Below are 20,361 nucleotides of genomic sequence, written 5' to 3'. Positions count from 1 at the left end.
GTCAACTCCCTATCGACGTGGAACTGGATGTCACATCGCCGACCAGGCTTCCCGGCACACCACCGAACCTCCCGCGAGAGGCCGATACGAGGGACTATACCGACTTTTCAGAAATTTCTGAAGTATCGGTACGTTCGCTATCCTGCTTGCGCAAGGAGGCATACGTGAACGACAGGCATGAGCAGTGGCAGGCGGCCGAACGGCTGGCCCTGACCCTGATCGAAGGCGGGCTGCAACGCATGTCCGCGCGCACTCTGGCGGTCTTCCTGTTCACCGACCAGGAGAGCGTCACCGCCGGCGAGATCGCCGACCGGTTGGAGGCCAGCGCGGGCTCGGTCTCCGGCGCGATCAAATCCCTGCTGACGGTCGGCCTGATCGAACGCCTGCCCGCGCCGGGCAGCCGCCGCGAGCACTACCGGCTCCGCGACGACGCCTGGGCCACCCTGTTCACCAGCCAGAACACCGTCATCCAGGCCATGCTCCAGGCCGCAGCCGCCGGGATCGCCGCCACCGAAACCGGCGATCCCGCCCATCAGCGACTGACCCAGATGCGCGCCTTCTACGCATTCCTGCTCGGCGAACTCCCCGCCCTGCTGAACCGCTGGCACCAGCAGAACACCTGACCCAGCCGACCGGCCGCGTGGCTCACAACATCGTCCATCGTCCCGCGCATCGCCCGCCGCGGGATCGAGTCCAGCCAGCGGCTGGGACGTCACCGATGGGTCGTCGAGAGAACGGTCTCCTGGCTGGCCGGCTGCCGCCGCTTACACCGCCACTACGAACGCCGGGCCGACCGCTTCGCAACCTTCGTCGCCATCACCGCAGCCCTCATCGGTTACCACCGACTCACCAGATGAGTCACCGTCTCATCACGCACCGAAGATCACCCGCATGGCACCACAGCCACGCGGGCCCTTGGCATGCCCACCCGCGCAGGCCGGCCGATCAGGCATCTCTCGATCGAGGTTGACAGCGGGAGTGGCGAGGTTCGCTCGACGCCATCGAGTCGGGCCCAAGCGCTGGTCGGCCCTGGTCGCCGGGGCCGTGGTGGCGGGCGAGGCGGGCGTGCTGCTCCTGCTCGCCCTGCCCTGGACCGTACCGGCGGGGTTCGTGACGGGGGCGCTGCTGCTGACCGTGTTCACCGCCGGGATCTCGGTGGTGCTGCGCCGCCGGCGGACGGTCACCTGCCAGTGCTTCGGCGCTTCGACGGCGCCGGTGGGAACCGTGCACGTGATCCGGCTGGCGCCAGGCGTTCCGGCGGCACTCACCTCGGAAAGAAACTCCGGTCGAGTTGAGGGCAACGTGAATCGGATTAAGCGCATCAAACGCGACGGATACGTGCGCGCCAACGTGGACCTACTCCGCCTCCAGCTCCTCCACGCCGATAAGCAACCGAGCATGACCACATCACAACAATCGGGTCAGAACCGTTCACCACTACAAGTCTCCGGCGATTCCCGACGTCAAGGAGACGGCGTAATGATCGAGGAACAGCCGGGCGATCAGGTCGCCGCGTGAACCGGTGCCGGATTTGGCGAAGATCGCCTTCAGGTGGTCCTGCACGGTGTACGACGACACGTGCAGCCGGCCGGCGATCTGCTTGGTGGACAAGCCTTGGGCCACCAGTTCGGTGACCCGGCGCTCGCTGTCGGTGAAGCCGTAGGCGTCGACCATCAGGGGCGCCATCTCGGCGGGGCGAGCAGCTTCCAGCATCACCGCGACCTGCGCTTCCGGGCCGTCATTCAGCAGCGAGCCTCGGACGATCAGCCACCGGCCGGCCCGGGTGCGCGCTCGGGCCCTGGCCGGCCGGGCATCGGCCGGCGCAGGTGCTGCACTCGTTGCCGGGCCGCAGAGGGAACGGGCCTGGCGGGCGACAGCGGAAATCACCAGTGGCAGCCGAGCGCCCTCCCTGCCACCGGTGCCCAGCTCGTCCAGCAGGTGATCCGCTGCCCTGTTGGACATGCGCACGCCGTCATCGGCGTCGAGGACCAGCAGACCGACGTCGTCGGCACCGGCCTGCGCGTCACCGAGCAACAGGCCGCGCCGTAGTCCATCGGCGATCAGGCCGGCGATCGACGAGACGAACTCCACCTCGGCCGGGGAGAAGTACGGGCGCCCCGCCTCCCGGAACACGGTCAGCTGGCCCCATGTCCCGGTGCTGCCGGCGAGCACCACCCGCAACTCATCGGAGAATCCCCCGGGGCGGCGGATCTCCCGCTGACGCAGGCTACGGTCGAGATCACCGGCGGTGGCCTCGCTCAGGGTGCCGGCCGGGCGGCGGGCGTGGGCGAGCTGTGACCACTTGTTGAAGTCCGGCTCACGCACCTCGATCTCCACGAGCCGGAGCAACGCGGCCGCGGGCAGGCCGTTCTCCACGAACTCCGCGGTCGGGAGCATGGTCGCCGGGTCGGTCGTCATCATGCAGGTGCCCTCGGCGGGCACGGCCCGGCCCAAGGCATCGCCGACGGCACGCGCGAAGTCCGGCACGGGCAACCCTCGGTGAACCAGCCTGACGATTTCGTCGCGGACGCGCGCCTGCGCCGCCGATGCGTTGACCACGATCGGGAGCTTATGGCGATCGACGGCATAATCCCAGAAATCTGGGATATAACCCGGCTCCACGATCTCGCATGCTGGTCGCACAGATCAGCATCCGCCCGGGCAGGCCGGGCCTCACAGGGGGAGCCCCGTACGCCATGATCACCGTCGATACCATCCTCGCCGTCGGCACCTGGGTCGGCGATCCCGTCCATTCCGACGTCTCGTTCAAGGTCCGCCACATGGGCGTCGGCAAGGTCAGAGGAACGTTCGCGCTCGCCTCGGCGGCGCTGACCGTCGGCGACGACGGCGGCCGGGTGACCGCCCTCATCGACCCCGTCTCGGTGGACACCGGAAACCGGCAGCGTGACCAGCACATCACATCCGCCGACTTCCTGGACGTGGAGAACCACCCGCAGATCGAGTTCACCTCGACCGAGGTCCGTGACTTCGACGGCCAGACCTTCATCCTGGTCGGCGAATTGACCCTGCACGGTGTCACCAGGACCGTCGAGTTGGAGGCCGAGTTCCTCGGCGTCGTCGACGACCCGTCCGGCGCGAAGCGCACCGGGTTCTCGGCGACCACCACCATCAGCCGTGCGGCGTTCGGCGTCGACATCCAACTCGGCTTCGGCGCCGGCAACGTCGTGGTCGCCGACACCATCGAGATCGCCATCGAGATCGAGTTCACCAGCACCGGACCGGACCCGCGATGACCCTCGTGGCACACCGTCGTACGTACCGAAAGGATGGGAAGCTTGAGTAAGACCGTGCTGTACATGTCGATGTCGGTGGACGGGTTCATCGCCGGGCCGAACGTGGCACCGGGCAACGGGCTCGGCGACAAAGGGCAGCGGCTGCACGAGTGGTTTCTGCAGGATGCCGGCGCCGAGCGCAGAACAGGCAGCCATCTGGCGGGCGTGAACCGCGAAGTCATGGACGAGGCCATGGCCACCGGGGCGGTCGTCGTCGGCCGGCGGACGTTCGAGCTCGCCGACGGCTGGGGCGGCGACCACCACGATGGCGTGCCGATCTTCGTCCTGAGCCGCCGTCAGCCCGATCCCAAGCCGCAATGGCCCGGGGTCACCTATGTAAGCGACGTCACGGCCGCGGTGGGCATGGCCAAGGACGCGGCCGGCGACAAGGACGTACTGGTCCACGGAGCGCGCACCGCTCGGCTGGCACTTGCCGCAGGCGTCCTCGACGAACTGCAGATTCACCTGATCCCGGTCCTCCTCGGACAGGGTGAACCGCTCTTCGACGACATGCCACCCGACCACATCGAGCTCGAACTGCTCCGTGCCGTGGACGGGCCGGGTGTGGCGCACGTGCGCTACCGCGTAAGAACGGCGGGCTGAGGCGATGGCACTCATCCGGCTGTACATGACCATATCCCTGGACGGTTACGTCACCGGGCCGCGGGACAGCCTGAACACCCCGATGGGCATCGGCGGGTTCCGCCTCTTCAACTGGCTCGATCGGCGCAACGACCCGGGACCAAGCGGACAGGTGTACACCGAGGTGCTGGCCACCCGCGCCGTCATCTCCGGCCGCCGTACCTACGAACACGCCGGCCGCTGGCAGGGCGACCATCACGACGGCGTCCCGATCTTCGTCCTGACCCACAACGTCCCGGACGACCCGCCACCGGGCTGCGTCCGCTACGTCACCGACGTACACCAGTGCGCTGCACAGGCCCGCGCGGCAGCCGGAGACGGCGACGTGATGGTGCACGGTGCCGGGGCGGCGCAGGCGCTGCTGCGGGCAGGGCAGCTCGACGAACTGGAACTGCACGTCGTACCGGTCCTGCTCGGGCAGGGACGAAGGCTGTTCGACAACCTGCCCGCCGAGCACATCGAGCTCGACGCGGTCCGCCGATTGACCACTCCGCAGGTCGAGGACCTCGCGCAGCACGTCACGCACATGCGCTACCGCATCCGCCGTCCGTGACCAGGAGTCGCTCGGTAGTGCTCAGGGCGGCCCGCTACCTGACCGGCCGCGCCGACAATGGCGCTACACCGGGCCCCGATCGAGCGACCGCCGATCGCCACTGGCTAAAAAGCCTGCCGTCCCTGATCAGCCGCCGTTTCGGGATCACGAGCGCCCGCTGGGAGTCTGACCGGCACCGAGCAATCCTGCTGGTCCGCGCCCCGGTCGCCGACGGTGACTCTCCGTGGTAGTACCTGGACTTCTGAGACGGTGACTCATCTGGTGAGTCGGCGGTAGCGAATGAGGGCTGCGGCGATCGCAACGAAGGATGCGAAGAGGTCCGCCCGGCGTTCGTAGCGCCGGTGTAAGCGTCGGCGGCCAGCCAAGAGACGGTGCGCTCCATCACCCAGCGATGGCATCCCAGCCGCCGGCTCGACTCGAGGCGCGCTCGCCCGCCGGTGCTGGTCTGGGGGGACGCTCCCCGGGCTCGCCCGCGGGGCTAGGCATTCGCTCGGCGGAGGCGTTCGGCTGCCTGCGCCCGCAGCGCATCGCCGCCTGCCGGAGAGCCACCGCACAGTGCCATCTCCCGGGCGTTGTACGCAGCCATCCACACGCTGGCCGCCCACGCGATCTCCAGCTCCACGGGCGTGAACAAGCGCCCCCGAAAGTCCTGATAAGCCACCAGGAACGCTTCGGAGCTTTCGATCCGCGCCAGCGTCGGCGGCCCGGCACTGGCGAATGACCCGCTCGCCGCTCCCACCAGCGCCGCCTCCGGCTGCCACGCCAGACTGTCCCAGTCGTGCACCGCCCACACCCGCCGCCCCTGCCATCGCAGGTTCTGCGCCTCGAAATCGGCATGGCCGAGCACGCACGGCAGACCGCCGGCCAGCAGCCGCTCCCGGGCCCGCTCAGCCGCCTCGACAATGTGCTCGGACACGACACTCTGGTCCAGGCCATCGAGGAACTCGATCGCCGGCCACGTCCCAGCACCGTTCTCGTCCCAGCGCACCCAGGGTGGATTCGGCAACGGCGGCGCGACGATCACGCTGGCGAGTTCGGCCATCAGCCGAGCGAACACCTCCGCGGAACGTCTGGCCATGTCCGGCGAGTCCCCGTGTGGCACTTCGCCGCCGGGCCGGAAATCCTCAGCGTGCACGGCCAGCCCACCGACACCGACCACCGGCGTCAGCGGCCGGGCACAGGGAAACCCGCGCTCGGCCAGCCGGGCCTGCGCTGCGACACACGACGCCGCCCGGCCGTCGTCGGCACGCGCCTTGACTACCACGTCCCGGCCACCGGCCAACCGCAGACCGAACACCATCGAGACCTGATGTGACCGGAACAACACGTCGGCGGGTTCGCCGCCCAGATGGTCAAGACACCAAGCCGGCAGCCAGAGCGGCAACTCGTCCAGGGGCACGCTCAGGACTGTGCCATAGGCGCCGAACCCAGCGGAAGAGAGGGGTGTGGACACAGGTGCTGAGGCCAAGGCTCCGCTTCGCCGGCATCACTACCTCGCGCTGACATCTCAGGCGCACCGCCAGACCACTATGGGCTTGATACACCCTCTCACTCCGTCTGTGGACTCGGGGACCACCGTCCCCGAACCCTCAACCGCGAGCATCGCCTGCCCAGCGGGATCTGGCCACCGCGATCGTGTGCGGCGCCCGCAGCATGCTGGAGGCCGAGCGGCTGCTGGTCCACCAGGCGGCATTGTTCGGGACGGCGCCGTCGGACTCCACCACCCACCGCACGCCGGCCGGCCTGGACGAGGCGATGCTCGCCCGCATCGCCAAGATGCGTGCGAGGGCGCGCCGTCCTGTCTGCTTTCACCCGCTGGCCTGCTGGTGCGCCAACACCCAAGAGTCGCTGGCGATGCTGCTGCGCCCCGGTAACCGGGCAGCAGCACCATCGCCGACCACCTGCGTGTGCTGCGTGAGGCGCTCGCTCAGATCCCGGACTCCTGTCAAACCAAGGTTCTGGTACGGGTGGACGGCGCGGACGCCACCCACGATCTACTGGTCCACCTGGAAGGGCTGAACACCGCCCGCCGCACGGCGCGGTACCTGGTCGGGTGGATGATCACCGACCTCGACGAGCAGGCCGTCGCCCGGCTGCCCGCCACCGCCTGGACCGACTCCCTCGACCAGGACGGCGACCTCCAGCCCGGCTGACACGTGGCCGAGCTGACCGGCCTCAACCAGCGCAAAGGCTGGCCGGAGAACATGCGGCTCCCCCTACGCCGGGTCCGCCCCTCGGCCCGCCACCGCAAGAACCTCACCGCCTTCGAAACCCGGACCGGCTGGAAATACTCGATCATCGCCACCAATATCGGCCGCATGTGGGGCATCGCCGGCTCCCACCACCCGCGATGGCTGGACGCACTGGCCCGCGTCCACGCCGTCGTCGAAGACCGCGTCCGCACCGACAAGCGATGGGCCTTACCAACCTGCCCAGCAAGGACTGGACCATCAATTCCGGATGGATGCTCAGCGCCAACCTCGGCCACGACCTGGACTGCTGGATCCGCCTGCTGACCCTGCACGACCAGCCCGGACTGGACCGCGCCGAGCCCGACACCATGCGCTACCGGCTCTACCACCTGCCCGCCCGCCTGGCCAGCCACGCCCGCGGCCGCCACCTACGCATCGACCGCACCTGGCCCTGGGCCCAAGCATTCGTCCTGGCCTGGCAGCGCCTCACCGACCTGGCCGCTCTCGCCTGAGAACGGCCCCCATCCCAGACGATTCGGAAGGAAACCTCTCCGGGACCGTGGACCCCGGCGCCCCCGCAGCGTCATGCGACGGCCCGCCCCAACCGCCTCGGGGCCATCACGGGCGAACCGCGGAGCCGCTCACACAGCCCAACCCGCTGAAGAATCGAGGCAAGGCGCACGAAAGCGTTCACTGATAAGACGATGCGAAGCGGTCACCCATCTATGCATTGGCTTCAGAATCGGCCTCGGGTTCATGAGAGCGAGTCCGCTCCGCCCAGGCCACAGCCGGCGGAACCAGAAGGCCTGCGGCTACCATCAGAACACCGAGGGCAATCCATCCGTTCGTACCGACTCCCAGCACAAGCACCGCGAGGAGGTACGGGCCGGCTGACGCAGCCAAACCTTGCCCGAGCCCGAAGACCCCGCTGTATTCGCCTTGCAGATGAGCGGGCACCAGGCCGAAGCTCAGCTCGAATTCAGCGGCCGCATAGCGAAGTTCAGCCAACGTCAACACGATCACCCCTATGATGAGGAGACTAGTCGCGATGGTGGCCTCGAATGCTGACGTCCAGCCGAAGAGAGCAAACGCGACCAGAAGGCCAAAACTTGCGCTACGGGCCGCATTGCCTGCGCCTTTTACCCCGTTGATGCCCTTTGTCGCATTAAGTTGAAAAAGAGCAATCATCACCGTATTGATGACAATCAAAATGGCGACTGTCGATCGTGGCGCCTCTGTGTGTTGGACGATCCAGAGAGGTATCGCGAAGGTGAGAACAGGTCCCTGCAGCGCCAGGACGCCGTTCAGTGCCGTAACCGCCAGGAAAGCGCGGTCACGCAGCGCCATCCCGGTCGCCTTCTCCGACCTGGAGCGCAAAGGCGCAAGCTTCGGCAGGAGCAGGACCAGCAGCACGTTGAAAGCGAAGGTGATCGCGTTCGCGAGAATAAGAGCCGCGTAGGCGAAGCGCGTGTCGACGGCAATGACGATACCAGCAGCCAATGCGCCAAAGCTCGTGCCAATATTGACGAGTGACCGTAATACAGCGCGCAAGCGGGTCGCGTTGGCACCGCCGATGCGTCGAAACACGGGCATTCGCGCGGTCTGGCTAGCGGCTGCTGCGAACTGGCTCACGCATGCCATGGCAACGAAAGATGGAAAAGAATTCACAAAAAGGAAGCCGGCCATGGCACATGCTTCGAGAATGAGAAACAGTGCCCAGAGCCGACGAGGCCCCCAACGATCGGCCATCCTCCCCACCGGGATTCCTGCGGCGAGAGCGACGAACCCAGCGACCGTCAGCCCTCCGCCTACCTCCATGACGGATAATCCGACGACGCGGGTGAAATATAGGGCATAGCAGCGAGATCCATCCCCAGGGACTCTTCCTCATTGCCATGCGCCCATGGTGAACCTGCTGGACGCATGCCGCCACCGGATGTGCGCAAACTGCAACGAAGCCAGCTACACACTCAGGTACGGTGCACGCCGGGACGCTGCGCCCTCCATTGGTATCGAGGTGTCGATCAGCAGGCAGGTCGAGGTGGCAGAGCGACGGCGGCGCGTTCCGGGCGGACGACGCAACGTGGTGAAGATCAAGCTGACCGACGACGAGCTTACTCTCGTTGGGGGCGGCCGGAGTACGGCAGGAAGACATCGCGGGGTAGATCAGCGCAGGTAACCGAGCGTTCGTCAAACGGTCGCTATCGGGACGGGTGACGACGGCTGTGTCGCGATCACATGGGGTGGCAGTCGATGCTTCCTGGCCCCGGGGTTCCTGCGACGAACGGGCGCTTTCGGTCTGTTGTGTCGCAGGTACGTCGCGTGATCTTGGCTGAGGTCTCATGATGGCCGATATGCGCAGGCGCGTGTTGCTTTGGACGGGGAGCATAGTCGCGGTGGCGGCCGCCGCCGGGCTGACCGTCTACCTGGTGCAGGTCGGACTGGATGATGCCGACAAGCTGGCCAGCGTGATCGGCTTGTTCGTCGCCGTGGCCGGATTGAGCGTGGCCGGGTACAAGCTGACCACCGGCCGCTCTCCGGAGCAGAAACAGGAGCAACTCGACGGTCCGTCGACTTTGGGGCAGCCGTCGATCGCCCTCCAGGGCGGTAACGGGGCATCCTCTCGACGGGCCCGGGCGCGACCAACGTGCGGTTGCACGCGCACGCCTCCGAGCACGGCCGCGTCCACCAGAGCGTGCTGCCGGTGGCGGCGCTGCGGCCGGTCACCGAGGTGACCGCGCCGCCGGCGACGGTGAACGTGCCCGGGCACCGGCAGGTGTTCGTCGGCCGCCAGCAGGAACTGGCCGTTCTGGAGGAGACGTTGCGAGCCCCGGGCAGGCGGTCGCCACCACCATGTCGAGGTGTCCGTGCTCGATCAAGCGGTCCACGATGTCCGGCGTCACCCCTTCGTACAGACGCCATTGCCGATCGAGATCATCAGCGTTCATGAACCTGAACTCTAAGGCGAGATTTATGCCACCGTGATCGCATCGCTCCGGCAAGGGAGGCTGCTTGGTCGTTTTCGCCTGCGCAGGATGCGGCGCGATAATGACCGCGCGAGTGGCGCGGGTGGCGCTTCCCGACCACGCTGGCCAGAAATACGGGCGGGCTCCAGATCCCTCGTTCTCCAGGCCGTCTCATCGTGATGTTGAATCGGGAAGGGGTACGGGGTGCCGATGCTTCGCTGCGGCGCCCCGTCCCAACGCGCGCGTTAGAGGTCGTCCATCTGCCGAGACCTCTTATAGGCGTTCAGGTGCGACTCGCAGCTGGACCAGCGTCGGCCGATGCTGTCAACTACGGTGTACTTGATGTCCTCGGTGCAAGGGTCATTGGATCCGTTCCCGCCCCATGTGCACCGGTCTCGGCTGGTCCGACCCGGCGGGAAGTCGTTCGGGTCCCAGGGCTTGATGTCCTCGATCTCCATGAGATGCCTTTGCGGCTTGTGACGAGCGAGTGGAGTCAACGGTGGCTTTCAGCCAACGGCAGGCGCTGAAGAGCCGCGTCGGAACGAGCCTACGACACAACTCATAGACGCTCGAAGCTGTGTCCTCTATCCCATAGATGCCTCTTCATGATCACACATGACCTAGCGAACTTGTCCGCATAAATCCGCCAGGAGCGGGGTTATATTGAACATTGACATTGTCTGCGTACGGTGACCGGGTTACCTTCGAGCCATTGACCTGTACGTTTGGCAGAATCGGCGAGGTGCGCTGTGGCACGAGGTTCTGGTTCGTCGAAGTCATATCGGGATTGGGAAGCCGAGCGCCGGAGACAGGAACGCGCCGCGGAGCAGGCGCGGCAAAAACGCGAACGAGAACGCAAGGCCGAGGAGCAACGACGTCTCCAAGCAGAAGTGTCCGCTCGAGACACCGAAGCCGCTGAACGTACACGCCAAATCGAAGCTCGCGTCGAGACGCTCGAGACGCTGCTGCGCTCCTCGCTGGACCGCGACCCGCGCGTCCAGCTCGCCTCCCTGCGTCAGCGCGCGGACGTCCCACCGCTGGACCTGGGTCCATTCGCCGTACCGTACCCCGCCCCCGTGTGGGAACCCCCCGCGCCTCCCGGACGGTTGCAGCGCGCATTCGGTGGTGTCCAGCGGTACGAAATCGCTCTGCGCCAGGCCGAAGCCGACTTCGCCCGGACACAAGCCGAACACCAGCAGCGCGAAACGCAGCGACAGCAGGAGGTGATCACTCGTAGGCGAGCTAACCAGCAGCGAGTAGCAGCGGCCGAGCGAGCCGCCGCTGAGAAGAACGCTCGCGTGGATGCAATGCAGGCCGGACTTCGGTCTGGGGAGCGGCATGCAGTCAGCGACTACATGGATCTTGTCCTGCAGGCATCCCCGTACCCTGAAGACTTCCCCACCGAACGCAGAGCCGGCTACGTGCCCGAGTCCTCACTGCTCGCCGTCGAGTGGTACCTGCCTCCACCGGAGATCATCCCCGAGCACAAGCTCTACAAGCACATCAAGAACCGCAAGGCCGTCGAACCCACCGCTCGGTCCATCGCCGAAACCCGGCAGCTCTATCAACGCGTGATCGCGCAAATAGCGCTCCGCACCCTGCGCGAGGTGTTCGACGCCGATCCCAACCAGCTGATCACCACCATCGTGTTCAACGGCCTGGTCCGCACCATCGATCCGGTGACGGGCCAGCAGATCGAGCCCCATCTCATCACCTTGCGTGCCACTAGAGAGCAATTCTCAGCCGTGGTTCTGAACGAGCCCCGTCTCAAGCCCGTCGAGTGCGTTCGCCGACACTTCCACGCCCGCGTCTCCCCACACCCTGACGAGTTGGAGCCGGTCAAGCCCGTCATGCCGTTCAACATGGCCGACCCCCGCATCGTCGATCCCGTGGACATCATCTCCGACATCGACCAGCGTCCAAACCTTCTTGACCTGCACCCTAAGGATTTCGAGGCGTTCATCCAGAACCTGTTCACGAAGATGGGCTTCGACACCAAGCTGTACCAAGCCAGCGGCGACGGCGGCGTCGATTGTGTCGCTTACGCCGCCCGTTCCGTAGCAAGCTCGAAGATCATTGTTCAAGCGAAGCTCTACACCAAGACCGTACAACCCACGCATGTGCGCGACCTATACGGGACCATGCAACACGAGGGCGCCACCAACGGCATCATGATCACAACGTCCGGCTACGGACCCGACAGTTACAAGTTCGCCAGCGGCAAACCCCTTGAACTGATCGACGGTGCCGGACTGCTGGCCCTCTGTCACGAACACAACATTCCCGCTCGCATCCTGCCGCGCGAGAAGCAACCGTGACATTCAGGGATATTCGCGATTTATTGCCATATCTGGCTCGTACACCGGAAACGAGAGTCAGCTCACCGACCTGGCGCGCAAGACCGCCTCATCAGTTAGCTCCGCAGACGGTGTTAATCGTGACGTCCGCCCGAGAGCTTTCGTCTACCCTGTCGCGAGAGCACGTCTGAGGAAAGGAACCGGAGTGGCGAAAACGTTCGAGAGCGGCGACATTCCCCTGGCGGACCTACTCAACCAGGCGCACCAGGGAGTACTACAGCTACCCGATTTTCAGCGTGGGTGGGTCTGGGACGACGACCACATCGTGAGTCTGCTGGCCTCGGTCTCTCGCTCGTTCCCGATCGGCGCCGTGATGACGCTGGAGACCGGAAACGCTGATGTGCGCTTCCAGCCCCGGCACTCGAGGGAGTCCCAAGTTCTGCGGCCGTGGGAGAACCGAGGTACCTGTTGCTCGACGGACAGCAGCGCACGACCTCGCTCTACCTGGCGCTCCGATCCGGAGCACCGGTCCCGACCCAGGATACCCGCAAGAAGGACGTCGAACGTTGGTACTTCGCGGACATCGATGCGTGCATTGACCCCGACGCCGACCGGAGTGACGCCATCCTGTCGCTACCGGCAGATAAGCGACGGGTGAATTCCCGCGGCGACGTCGTGCTCGACGCCTCCGCGACCAGGGTGCAAGTGCGGGCCGGCAAGGCGGGCCTTTTCCCACTCGAAATCGTACTCAACCCGGCTGCCACCACCGATTGGTAGCTTGCGTACTTAATGGCGGGAGCGCCAGAGGAGCGGGTGAAGATCTGGAAGAGATTCCAGGAGGCGCTGATCATGCCGTTCCTGCAATACAGCGTTCCGCGGATCGCGCTTGATCGGAAGACGACCAAGGAGGCCGTCTGCCAGGTATTCGAGAGAGTGAACACTGGCGGCGTCGAGCTGACGGTCTTCGAGCTGCTGACAGCGACCTACGCCGCGGAGCACTTTCGGTTGCGCGACGATTGGGCATGGCGTCAGGCGACCTGGGCGGACGAGCCACTGCTCGCAGATCTGGACGCCACGACCTTCTTGCAAATCGTCACGCTACTCTGGACTCGTGGCCGCTGGGAGGAGCGCACCCGCGAACGTGTTCGCGGAGACCGCGTCCCGGCCGTGTCGGCCAAGCGCCGCGACATGCTGTCGCTGCCGCTGAGCGAGTACCGGCGCTGGGCCGATGCCGTCACCGGGGCGTTGCAGCGGGTGGTGCGGTTCCTCGAGGGTGAGCGCATCTTCCGTGCTCGCGACCTCCCGTACAGCACCCAGCTTGTTCCCTTGACGGCGATTCTCACGTTGCTCGGCGAGGGCGCGTTCACGCCGGAGCCAACCGCGAAGTTGCGTCAGTGGTACTGGTGCGGGGTGTTCGGCGAGTTGTACGGAGGCACCACGGAAACCCGCTTCGCCAACGACCTGCAGGACGTGCTCGCGTGGGTTCAGGACGACGGTGAGGAACCGCGTACGGTGCGCGAGTCGCAGTTCCAGGCTGAACGGCTGCTGGGCTTGCGCACCCGCAACAGTGCCGCTTACAAGGGTCTCTACGCACTCGTGATGAAGCGGGGCGGTCGCGATTTCCGTACCGGCGAGACGATCGACGCGAAGGCGTACGCGGCTGACTCGATCGACATCCGCCACATCTTCCCCCAGAAATGGTGCGCGGCGAACGGCATTGACAGCGCGTATGCCAACTGCATCGTCAACAAGACCGCCATCGATGGGCAGACCTGGGGATACATGGGCGCGAGCGCGCCGAGCAAGTATCTGGCCGCGATTGAAACCGGTGTGCCGGTGAACCCGCAGGACCTGGACGCCATCTGCAACAGCCACGACATCGACCCGGTCGCGCTCCGCCAGGACGACTTCGGCGCCGTCTTCGACGCACGCTTCGAACGGCTGATCCGTCAGATCGAGGATGCGACCGGCCGGCCGGTGAACCGGGGTGACGGCCAGGACAGCCCCTTCTCCGCGCATCGCGGCGCCGCCGCGCTGGCACGCGGTATCGAATCGCTGATCAAAGCCGGGGAGAGCAAGGTCGTCGAGTTCAAGTCGACCGGCTGCAAGAATCTGGGCACCGGTCAGAAGGATCAGGCGATGGAGTGGGCGGTGGTCAAGACGATCGCCGGCTTTATGAACGGCCACGGGGGGACGCTGCTCGTCGGCGTCCAGGACGATGGGTCGGTGCTAGGCCTGGAAGAAGATCTGACCATCTTCTCCAAGAAGAACACTGACGGTTGGGAGCTGTGGCTGACCGAGCTGTTGATTAAGACATTCGGAAAGGCTGTGACGGCCAACGTGACCGTCGCTTTCGGCACCATCAACGAACGCACGGTTGCCCGTGTCAACGTCGCACCCGCCTCAGCGCCGGTGTATACAACCCGGACGAAGACCGGAGCGAAGGGAGCGGTCTTCCTCGTCCGGCTCAACAATACGACGCATGAGCTCGACGGGCCCGAGGCCTCCAAGTATCAGCACGACCGGTGGTTCAAATAGCCGCGGCCGAAATCACGTGTTCGGAGGCGTCGCCGTACAGGCAGACGAGCGCTCCATCCGCTCCGTCTGGCGTTTGGAGCTGTCGCCTCCGACTGGCATATTTCACCGCGTCAAGGCCACCGCCAGCTAAGCCGGCTGCGACAGTACTGCTCTTGCGCAGACACCCGCATCTGAAGAGCGGGGACACCTTTCGCTCCTCTCGCCACAGATATTGGCCCGAACAGGGAAAAGCAACCAAGCGATACGGGAATGGAAGTCATTATTAAGGAGGTGACGCACATCGAGCGGAAACCATATCTCCCCATTAACAAGACATACCGGACGCTGAACGACCCCCGCTCTCCTAAAGCGGGTGCCGCAGGTTCGAATCCTGCCGGGGGCACGCATCTGACCAGGCATTTCAGCCCCTGACCTGCGGCTTTCCAGCCGCAGGTCATTTGCTTTGTGGACCTTCATAGGCAGCCGAGAGCGCCCGAACGCAACCGTAGGACCATGATCAGGGGACATAGTTGGGATGATCTTGGCGGTGTTTTCCCAGTTCAGGCCTCGATTCTGAGCCCTCATGCCTCGCGCAACCCGCTACAACGGCTCGGCATGCGACGCACATAGCCGTTGATTATGCCGAATACATGCCTAAAGCGGAGCGTCATCCCTCCATGCGAAGCCCGTCCGCACCCGTCGCCGGCAAGAATGACGTCGCCCGGCATGTCGATGCCGCTCGTCCTCTCCCCATCGCGGGACCTTCCGGGTGATTCACGTGTGGGCGCGCCGGTACGCTTCCCAGACCTGCGGACGAAGCCGCCCCTTAGCCGGCACCTCCAGACCGTTCTCGCGAGCCCAGGCACGGACCTCGGCCGTGCTGGGTTCCGGCATTGTCGGGGGCTCGTCCAGCGTCGGCACGATTGGCGCCGCCTCGGCCGAGTGACCCGCGGCCGCGTAGGCAGCGGCCAGGAACCGGTAGGTCCACTCCTCGGCCAACTGCCGGCTCTCGCAGAACACGATCGGCACCCCGGGAAAGGCCACCTGCAACTCCGCCATCCCGTCAGCGACCACCGCCGGGCGCACGTGTTCCAGCTTGAACACCTGGCTGTAGCCTCCTCCACCACCACCGCGGCATGCGCAAGGGCAGCCAGCTCCGTCAGCTGATACTTCAGCCGACTGTTCAGCAGAGAACCCACCAAGTCGGCCAGGCTCTTACGCTCCACAGCCGCATGCAGCATCCCGGCGACTTCGACACCGTAATCACCGCACGGCAACCGCCGCCTGACCAGCTCCACCTGCTGGCGAGGGAACTTGTAGGCGTACCGCTCCCCACTGTCCACGACAACCTGCAGAGCCGCGACCCCACAAGCGCGAGCCGTAGGAGTGGTCACCTGCGGACGAGCCTGCTTACGCACCCGCGCCGTCTGCCAGAACACCGCATCCCGGCCCCGCGCCTTGGTGAAAACGATCTGCGACCGGTTCTCCCGCGCCCGATCCAGCACCAGGTCGATCGCCGCGCCCCGCCGCACACACGACCGGACCGCAACCCGCTCAACCACCTTAGGATCGGTCGGCCACTCCTCCGGCTCGACCGGGTAGCAGTAGATCGCCTTCTCCCGCGGCCAAGTGCCACCCGCCCGCAGAAACAGCCCCTCCCCAAGCGGCAATCGGATCAGAAAGGGCAGACGAGACTGCTGATCCGGATTCCGGACGATCACCAGCTCACGCATCCTGCCAGTCTCCCTCACGATCGCACGGACGGCAGGACGTTAGTAGGCGCGACCGCCGCAGACGGCGTGCGGACCTGGCTGCAGCGCAGACGGGGCCAGAAGTTGATGGCGCAACGACCGACTGGAGGTCGCGGGAGCGACGGCAGCAGCTGTCACGCACGCTCATTCCGGCCATACGACAGCAAGGCATAGAGGCCACGCGTACGTCACGAAACATGACCCAAATTTCGCAGCTCGGTCCCGTTGCAGGATCCGCTTGTCGGACTTCCGCGCGTGACTGGACCAGCACCCTCGACTGATCGTTGCTGTGCTAGCGCGATGACCTGTAGTTCGCGAGCATGTGAGCCACGGACAAACAAGAAGACCGATGATCCGACGTCATTGATCAAGGGCTACCGATGTATGAGCGTGGTCGAACCAATCGAGGCGCAGGCGTGCACCTGTGCGTTCTTCTACGATGGCCAGGGCGGTTGCCTCAACGGCGGGCCAGGCGTCATGTTGGGCCGCGGAGAGAGCAGCCAGTTCGGCTTGGACTGAGTCGAGATCTTCGCCGACAGCTTCGGCTGGGTCAAGGTGGGGGACGGCCGCGAGAATGCGCCCATCCAGGGCATGGATCATCCGCCGGCTCAGCGCCGTATGCCAGGAGACGTGCCAGACGTCAACGTCGCGACTGAGCCGGGCGATGAAGTCCGGGTCGGGCGTGTTGCTCGTCCTGTGGAGATCGACGATCATCACCGCCCCATCCGTTTCGTCGAGCACCACAGCGTTGGCCGCGTAGGCCTCCTCGAAATCGCGCTCGACAATGACAGCACGGCTGTGCCCGGCCAACCTCTGAGCGACGTCACTCAGCGTCAGTGGCCCGACTCGCGCCCGTAGAACTGTCCATGCGAGCTCCTCGGTGAGCCAACTGCCGTCTCCGAGGAGAATCTCCGCATAACGCTGCGCCGTTGCCTGGATGTTCATTTCCGATTTCCCTCACTTATCGAGGACGAACACATGGCAGGTGGAGAACGTTCTCTCCCCCTGCCACGCAGGCGATATCACCGATATGGACCCCCGGCCGGAACCTTCAACGGGACCAATATTCTCGAGGTATGCGGTAGAGATTGTGGACCGTATCGAACCACTCGCTGCTGATGGCGCCCTCAGTTACCTTCTCGACTACCTTCAAGAAGGAGTTGAGCGTCACCTCGCTGTCCGCCGTCTCCGAGAAGGGCACGTCTCGTAGATACGGGCTCAGGACGTAGCCGAGGCTCGCGGGATCGGTGTGATACGGAGTGATGTTATCGATCAACTGTCCGTTCTCCAAGTAGAACAGCTCGGTCGGACCATCGATGTCCGTCCATCCGAGCCCCAGCACGCGACGGCCGGCTTCACTCAGGGCTTTTTGCAGACTCACTCGCCCGCAGATATGCCCACTGAGGCTGATGATCTGCGTCCACCCGGGAGCATGTGCCCCCAACCAAACGATTTCTCCGTGTTCCGAGACGTCAGAGAACCACCTCATCGCAGTATGCCGGTCACACAGCACTTCGGACGAAGAGTCGACACGAAGCCGCATGGCAATCTCGCGCTCATCACTTTCCGAGACCCACAGCCCTCGGAAATAGTCCCCGAACCCGTATGCTTTGAGCAAGCTAAGCGGGCCCTCAGTGAATAATGACATCATAGTCTTTCATGGAGCTGCTAAGAAGAGTGTGCCTCCGGACTATCCAGCTCGGAGGCACACTCGCACTTAATTGGTTATTCTAATCCAGAAACGGGTGCCGTTTCCGATTCGATAGATGCGATAGAAGGCCTTGATATAGTCTCCGTGATCGTTGTTGTCCTGGTGAGCGATCGGCCTCACTGAATAGTGTCCGTTTGCGTTGCTGGCGCCTTCTTTTGTGGAAGCGAAGGGGAACTCGTCGCACTCTTGCCCCTTGTCGGCGTAACTTCGGTCGAAGTAGTACTGACAGCAGTTAGTGTACGTGACGGGTTGGCCAGTGTTGGGATCGGTCTTAGTGATCTTCTTCCAGAAGGTTGCGCGGTGTTTGTTGGCCAACTTCGTGTCTGTGGATCGATGTAACGCATTAGCTCTGCGCTTCTTCCAGTCCACGTCCCAGTTTCCTGGGCTGTTCTTCGCCATCGGCCTCCCCGCACTGTCGAGCAGCGGAGGTTTGGTCGTCGCGTTGACACTCCGATTCATCGCATTGGCATTGTGGTTGATTGCCTCAACGAAGTTGGCGTTCTTCGAACGGGACATGGGGAGGACGTTGGATGCCATCTTGTTAATGCAGGCACCCGTGAAAACGAAGTCTGACAGATCGTCATTGGCCGACAGCGATAGGCTCGCTGAGGTCTTCGGCTTGCCGAAGACCTCAGCCAGTCGCAGCGGAAGTGAGGGGCATACACTGTGCTCCACGGCTCCCCGCCACCGATCCGGCGCCCCAGGATGCTTCCCTGCTCGTCGAAGACGATCTGGTCATAGAGATAAACTGGCTCGTCGGTCCACCGATCATTCGCATCTTGGAGGGTGGGGCGCACTGTACAAGTGTCGACCTTATCTCCATCCGTGTCCGTCATCTGTAGGACAAAGTCGTCGTTACCGTCGCTCGTCCACTGGCCGAGCGTGGCCTCTCGATCGGCTCCTCTAGCCAGACGGCACGTTGAGCCGTCCTCACCGACCGGGTTCAGTTCAAGGCGGAGCCTCTGGTTGTCGTACAACCCGGTAGTTTCGACCCGTGCTTCGAGACTTGTGTATTTCACTCCCAACACACCGAAGGTCTTGATCTCACTGAGACGGGTGAAGTATTTGATCTGCTGCGGCTTGAGGGTGCCCCCTGTATCCCCAACCACCCGGCTGCCATCAGCGGTACCCAGGTAGGAATGAGTCACCCAGGTCGCCTTGAGCTGCACAGCACTGCCGTAACCGACCAGCTTGCCGGTCTTCTTCCCCTTGTGAAACTCGGAGATGTAGATGTACTTGCTCCAGCAAGTGCTGTAGGGACGTACGACGAGGCTGCTTCTCAGAATATCTTGGTCCGGATCGGCACCAGCCTGACGCTGGGCCTCGATGCAATCTTCCAACGAAATATGGTCGTACTTAACGTCGAAGACCGCATCCGCTAATGCTCCCTTCGCTGTCGGAGTGGGCTGGGACGTCGGGGACCTCAATGCAGGCGGATTCTGGGTGCCGAGGCGTGCCATGTCGTCCGTGTTCAGTGCCTGTTGATAAATCTGCTCATCATCGAGGTCTCCGAGCATCCGGGCGCCGAGGCTCATCGAACTTTCCGCGTTCCAAACCGGAACCTTGATCGTGTTGGTTTTGATCGCAGTGCCGTTGAGGTACAGGGTGCAGGGCCGATGCGTTCTCATGTTGTGAAACCGAGTAGCTGGAGTCCGTCGGCGGGGTGACTGCGGTAGTGGTCGGTGGCTGCGGCGATGTTGGTCCAACCGATCAGACGGGCCAGGCCGATGGCCAGGTTTCGCAGGCCGGCCAAGATGCGGGGTGCGGTGCCGGTGCGGACGCGGGAGGCGTCTTCGCGGTAGGTGACGTCGCGGATGTGGTGCAGGGCCTCGATGCTCCAGTGGCCGCGGATCAGGGTGGCGAGCTGGGCGTGGGTGATCCGGCCCGGTGGGAGGCTGGTGATGGCGTAGATCGTGACGATGGTGGTCTTGCCGGTGCGGTGGTCGGTACGGCGGCGTTTGACCTGGATGGCCTGGGCGGCGTGGGGGAAGGGCAGTGCGGGGCGGGCGGTGCAGATCTTCATGCGGCGGATCTCGCGGCGGCCGTGGCCGGTCTCGTCGGTGCGGTCGTTGAGGATCGCTTCGCGCCAGGGCAGAACCTTGAGCCGGCGCAGGAGTGTGGGCTGGTTGCCCTTGACGATGAACAGGTAGTGGCCGCCGGCGGCGACGATGTGCCGGGCGTGGTCGTGCTGGGTGTGCAGGGCATCGGCGGTGACCACCACGCTGGTCAGGTCGAGGTGGGACAGCAGGGGTGTGAAGGCGGGGATCTCGTTGCTCTTGGCTTCGACCTGCTGTTGGGCTATGACGATCTGGGTGTTGTGGCAGGTGGCGGCCAGCAGGTGGGTCACGCCTTGGCTGGTGCGGCTGCCGCGCAGGGTCTTGCCGTCCACGGCCAGGCCGGACAGGGGGATCCGGTCTGCGGGCCGGTTGCCTGGGGTGG

The 20,361-nt window shown here is 64.8% G+C and carries 21 protein-coding genes and 5 pseudogenes; 13 read left to right on the top strand and 13 right to left on the bottom strand.

Annotated elements, in window-relative coordinates:
- Positions 1-164: 164 nt before the first annotated feature.
- The 3 genes and pseudogenes from E1292_RS17100 to E1292_RS56115 all read left to right on the top strand — a co-directional run bounded on the left by E1292_RS17100 (position 165) and on the right by E1292_RS56115 (position 1,518).
- Positions 165-623 carry a GbsR/MarR family transcriptional regulator gene (locus E1292_RS17100; protein WP_132596209.1) on the top strand — a complete coding sequence of 153 codons (459 nt, stop codon included), beginning with the start codon at positions 165-167 and terminating at the stop codon, positions 621-623.
- A gap of 33 nt (positions 624-656) precedes the next feature.
- Positions 657-857, top strand: a pseudogene (locus E1292_RS17095) (transposase); the annotation flags it as partial.
- A 34-nt stretch (positions 858-891) separates the two neighbouring features.
- Positions 892-1,518 carry a MauE/DoxX family redox-associated membrane protein gene (locus tag E1292_RS56115; protein ID WP_439331894.1) on the top strand — a complete coding sequence of 209 codons (627 nt, stop codon included), beginning with the start codon at positions 892-894 and terminating at the stop codon, positions 1,516-1,518.
- Here E1292_RS56115 and E1292_RS17085 read toward each other — a convergent pair.
- The gene (locus tag E1292_RS17085) at positions 1,438-2,622 is read right to left on the bottom strand and encodes a helix-turn-helix transcriptional regulator (protein WP_132596207.1); all 1,185 of its coding nucleotides are present in this window, start codon (positions 2,620-2,622) and stop codon (positions 1,438-1,440) included. The two genes, E1292_RS56115 and E1292_RS17085, sit on opposite strands and share 81 nt — an antisense overlap.
- Before the next feature lie 74 nt (positions 2,623-2,696).
- Between E1292_RS17085 and E1292_RS17080 the strand changes: the two genes are divergently transcribed.
- The 3 genes from E1292_RS17080 to E1292_RS17070 all read left to right on the top strand — a co-directional run bounded on the left by E1292_RS17080 (position 2,697) and on the right by E1292_RS17070 (position 4,488).
- The gene (locus E1292_RS17080) at positions 2,697-3,254 is read left to right on the top strand and encodes a YceI family protein (protein ID WP_132596206.1); all 558 of its coding nucleotides are present in this window, start codon (positions 2,697-2,699) and stop codon (positions 3,252-3,254) included.
- A 63-nt stretch (positions 3,255-3,317) separates the two neighbouring features.
- The gene (locus E1292_RS17075; RefSeq protein WP_220446885.1) at positions 3,318-3,896 is read left to right on the top strand and encodes a dihydrofolate reductase family protein; all 579 of its coding nucleotides are present in this window, start codon (positions 3,318-3,320) and stop codon (positions 3,894-3,896) included.
- Between the two features lie 25 nt (positions 3,897-3,921).
- A complete protein-coding gene (locus E1292_RS17070; protein ID WP_220446884.1) occupies positions 3,922-4,488 on the top strand; it encodes a dihydrofolate reductase family protein in 567 nt (188 codons plus the stop codon).
- Positions 4,489-4,742: 254 nt separating this feature from the next.
- Here the strand turns inward: E1292_RS17070 and E1292_RS53805 are convergent.
- The 3 genes and pseudogenes from E1292_RS53805 to E1292_RS53800 all read right to left on the bottom strand — a co-directional run.
- Positions 4,743-4,918: pseudogene (locus E1292_RS53805) on the bottom strand (IS5/IS1182 family transposase); the annotation flags it as partial.
- Positions 4,919-4,966: 48 nt separating this feature from the next.
- Entirely contained in the window at positions 4,967-5,887 is a 921-nt protein-coding gene (locus E1292_RS17065; RefSeq protein ID WP_132596203.1) for a phosphotransferase, read from the bottom strand.
- Between the two features lie 190 nt (positions 5,888-6,077).
- A complete protein-coding gene (locus tag E1292_RS53800; RefSeq protein WP_246090163.1) occupies positions 6,078-6,257 on the bottom strand; it encodes a hypothetical protein in 180 nt (59 codons plus the stop codon).
- A 198-nt stretch (positions 6,258-6,455) separates the two neighbouring features.
- On the opposite strand from E1292_RS53800, the gene E1292_RS53795 reads away from it, so the two are divergent.
- Positions 6,456-6,641, top strand: a complete 186-nt coding sequence (locus E1292_RS53795) for a hypothetical protein (protein WP_246090162.1) — start codon at positions 6,456-6,458, stop codon at positions 6,639-6,641.
- Between the two features lie 260 nt (positions 6,642-6,901).
- Positions 6,902-7,192 (top strand): transposase, encoded by a 291-nt coding sequence (locus tag E1292_RS53790; RefSeq protein ID WP_246090161.1) that lies wholly within the window; start codon positions 6,902-6,904, stop codon positions 7,190-7,192.
- A gap of 211 nt (positions 7,193-7,403) precedes the next feature.
- Here the strand turns inward: E1292_RS53790 and E1292_RS17055 are convergent.
- A pseudogene (locus tag E1292_RS17055) lies at positions 7,404-8,516 on the bottom strand (MFS transporter); the annotation flags it as partial.
- 560 nt (positions 8,517-9,076) lie between these two features.
- Here E1292_RS17055 and E1292_RS17050 point away from each other — a divergent pair.
- Entirely contained in the window at positions 9,077-9,415 is a 339-nt protein-coding gene (locus E1292_RS17050; RefSeq protein WP_165974591.1) for a hypothetical protein, read from the top strand.
- A 1,007-nt stretch (positions 9,416-10,422) separates the two neighbouring features.
- Here E1292_RS17050 and E1292_RS52710 read toward each other — a convergent pair.
- Positions 10,423-10,986, bottom strand: a complete 564-nt coding sequence (locus E1292_RS52710; protein WP_220446883.1) for a hypothetical protein — start codon at positions 10,984-10,986, stop codon at positions 10,423-10,425.
- Between the two features lie 15 nt (positions 10,987-11,001).
- Between E1292_RS52710 and E1292_RS52705 the strand changes: the two genes are divergently transcribed.
- From E1292_RS52705 to E1292_RS17040, 4 genes and pseudogenes are all read left to right on the top strand, one after another.
- Entirely contained in the window at positions 11,002-11,964 is a 963-nt protein-coding gene (locus tag E1292_RS52705; RefSeq protein ID WP_220446882.1) for a restriction endonuclease, read from the top strand.
- Positions 11,891-12,313 (top strand): annotated as a pseudogene (locus tag E1292_RS55785) (DUF262 domain-containing protein); the annotation flags it as partial. The gene E1292_RS52705 and the pseudogene E1292_RS55785, both read left to right, overlap by 74 nt.
- 98 nt (positions 12,314-12,411) lie before the next feature.
- On the top strand, positions 12,412-12,720 hold the full coding sequence (locus E1292_RS53785) for a DUF262 domain-containing protein (RefSeq protein WP_246090160.1): 309 nt from the start codon (positions 12,412-12,414) through the stop codon (positions 12,718-12,720).
- 36 nt (positions 12,721-12,756) lie between these two features.
- Positions 12,757-14,481 (top strand): RNA-binding domain-containing protein, encoded by a 1,725-nt coding sequence (locus tag E1292_RS17040; RefSeq protein WP_220446880.1) that lies wholly within the window; start codon positions 12,757-12,759, stop codon positions 14,479-14,481.
- Positions 14,482-15,234: 753 nt separating this feature from the next.
- Here the strand turns inward: E1292_RS17040 and E1292_RS52695 are convergent.
- From E1292_RS52695 to E1292_RS17010, 7 genes and pseudogenes are all read right to left on the bottom strand, one after another.
- Entirely contained in the window at positions 15,235-15,564 is a 330-nt protein-coding gene (locus E1292_RS52695; RefSeq protein WP_220446879.1) for an Lsr2 family DNA-binding protein, read from the bottom strand.
- Positions 15,565-15,617: 53 nt separating this feature from the next.
- A pseudogene (locus E1292_RS55780) lies at positions 15,618-16,193 on the bottom strand (ERCC4 domain-containing protein); the annotation flags it as partial.
- Between the two features lie 378 nt (positions 16,194-16,571).
- A complete protein-coding gene (locus tag E1292_RS17030) occupies positions 16,572-17,156 on the bottom strand; it encodes a hypothetical protein (RefSeq protein WP_132596199.1) in 585 nt (194 codons plus the stop codon).
- A gap of 106 nt (positions 17,157-17,262) precedes the next feature.
- Complete coding sequence (locus tag E1292_RS17025; RefSeq protein ID WP_132596198.1) at positions 17,263-17,592, bottom strand: hypothetical protein; 330 nt, start codon at positions 17,590-17,592, stop codon at positions 17,263-17,265.
- Positions 17,593-17,928: 336 nt separating this feature from the next.
- A complete protein-coding gene (locus E1292_RS17020; protein ID WP_165974590.1) occupies positions 17,929-18,438 on the bottom strand; it encodes a NucA/NucB deoxyribonuclease domain-containing protein in 510 nt (169 codons plus the stop codon).
- Complete coding sequence (locus E1292_RS17015) at positions 18,378-19,550, bottom strand: hypothetical protein (RefSeq protein WP_132596196.1); 1,173 nt, start codon at positions 19,548-19,550, stop codon at positions 18,378-18,380. The genes E1292_RS17020 and E1292_RS17015 overlap by 61 nt, the downstream gene beginning before the upstream one ends.
- A partial coding sequence (locus E1292_RS17010) for an ISAs1 family transposase (RefSeq protein WP_132596195.1) occupies positions 19,547-20,361 on the bottom strand: 815 nt, incomplete at its 5' end. The genes E1292_RS17015 and E1292_RS17010, both read right to left, overlap by 4 nt.

Origin of the sequence: Nonomuraea deserti, from assembly GCF_004348685.1 — a bacterium.
GTDB lineage: Bacteria > Actinomycetota > Actinomycetes > Streptosporangiales > Streptosporangiaceae > Nonomuraea > Nonomuraea deserti.
The sequence above is the reverse complement of the archived record's forward strand: the minus strand, read 5'-3'. Positions and strand labels throughout refer to the sequence as shown.